The organism is Anaerotruncus sp. 1XD42-93, from assembly GCF_009917605.1.
Lineage (GTDB): Bacteria > Bacillota > Clostridia > Oscillospirales > Ruminococcaceae > Anaerotruncus.
Window position 1 is genome coordinate 1 of sequence record NZ_QZEG01000172.1, and the last position, 1,391, is coordinate 1,391.

At 49.8% G+C, this 1,391-nt stretch carries 3 protein-coding genes; all 3 read right to left on the reverse strand.

The window, feature by feature from the left end; all coding sequences use genetic code 11:
* Positions 1-78: 78 nt before the first annotated feature.
* Genes D5269_RS18930 through D5269_RS17815 form a run of 3 tightly spaced genes read right to left on the reverse strand, consistent with a single transcriptional unit; the run spans position 79 to position 860 of the window.
* Positions 79-195 carry a CD1375 family protein gene (locus D5269_RS18930; RefSeq protein ID WP_347707314.1) on the reverse strand — a complete coding sequence of 39 codons (117 nt, stop codon included), beginning with the start codon at positions 193-195 and terminating at the stop codon, positions 79-81.
* Between the two features lie 49 nt (positions 196-244).
* The gene (locus tag D5269_RS18935; RefSeq protein ID WP_256374390.1) at positions 245-349 is read right to left on the reverse strand and encodes a CD1375 family protein; all 105 of its coding nucleotides are present in this window, start codon (positions 347-349) and stop codon (positions 245-247) included.
* Entirely contained in the window at positions 342-860 is a 519-nt protein-coding gene (locus D5269_RS17815) for a hypothetical protein (protein WP_120487083.1), read from the reverse strand. Before D5269_RS17815 ends, D5269_RS18935 begins: the two co-directional genes overlap by 8 nt.
* Between the last annotated feature and the right edge of the window lie 531 nt (positions 861-1,391).

Genomic DNA, 1,391 nt, shown 5'->3' on the forward strand with positions numbered 1-1,391 from the left:
TTTTGTCCGCCTTATTTGACGAGGGTGTACGAAACGGACCGAGCCGGAGGTTGTCCCCCGGCTCGATCCCGACGCGAATTATGCCTGTACATCGAGGTCAACAAGCATCTGCTTGACCTGCTCCCGGAGCATAGTCGGAACATCGTCAATGGTCTTTTTGCCCTTGATAATCAGGGTTGCATAGACTACCGCCATTATGTACACCTCCCCTCGGCAGAAGATTTTTGCAAGGCAAAAGAAAAAGCTACTCATCTTTGAGCAGCCCCTCTACCTCTGCTTTCAGCGTTTCCGGTACGTCTGCAAGTGTCTTGAGGCCCTTGCGGATCAGCTCTGCATAAACTTTAGCCATTCTCCTGTACACCTCCTTCCAGCGCCGCTACACGCTCCTGGAGCGTGAGCAGGATTTCATATACCTCGGCAAGTGCCATGAGTATATCAGTATTCTGCCGGTCAGCCTGTTCATAGGCTTCGGCCTGCGCCAGCATAATTGTGGTTGCCTGCGTATCAGCCGTTTCATAGGATTCTGCGATTGCCATTTGTGCGTCTGTAACCTGCTGCTCCAGCGCGGCAATGCGCTGATCCTGTGTTGGCCCGAAGTCTGGAAAATCAAGCGGGGGATTTTCCTGCTCCCACGCTTCAATCTCTTCGGGCGTGGCTCCTTCCTCCCATGCTTCGCCATTCCAGCGCGGCTTTACCAGGTTAGACGGAGGGCTGACTTCCAACAGGCGTTCACCCTCCGCAAGCTCATAGCCAGATATGGTCTCTCTTATTTCGCCGTCCTCATCTGTTTCCAGATAGATGAGGACAAATGTTTTATAGAGGTTGTTCGCGTCAACGACGCAAGAGTATTTGTAATCCAATTTAATCTTCCTTTCTCTGGTTTTGATACCTTTTCGGGGAATTTGATACGATTTTCCCTGTTTGATTCCACTTTGCAGAAGTAAAAACGCAAAAGCCCCCGCCGAAAGACCAGCGAGAGCCTGCTTGACAGCGCAGAAATTGCGCTGTATAATGAATATAAAGAGGTGCTACCGGCAGACGGTTAGCCCTTTGGGATTACGGAAATAACCGCACCATTAGAGCCGGGGCGGTTATTTTTGTTTGCCCTGAACCAGAGCAATCACGCCAATGATCACGAGACAAAAAGCGAACAGCCCTTCGTATGTAACCATGCGCATCACCCCCTTTCTTCAAGGGGGGCTAACCGCCTGCAACCGTATGTGGTAGCACCTACTCGTATTCTATCACAGGCACTACTTACCAGTCAATCTTCTTTTCGGTCTAATCCGGCAAAAATCGCCAGACCGCTTTGATTTATTACATATTTTTGTCAAACATTTCCCCTTTCCTGGTGTCTCAATCCATCCAATAGTCAAATAAGGCGGACAAAA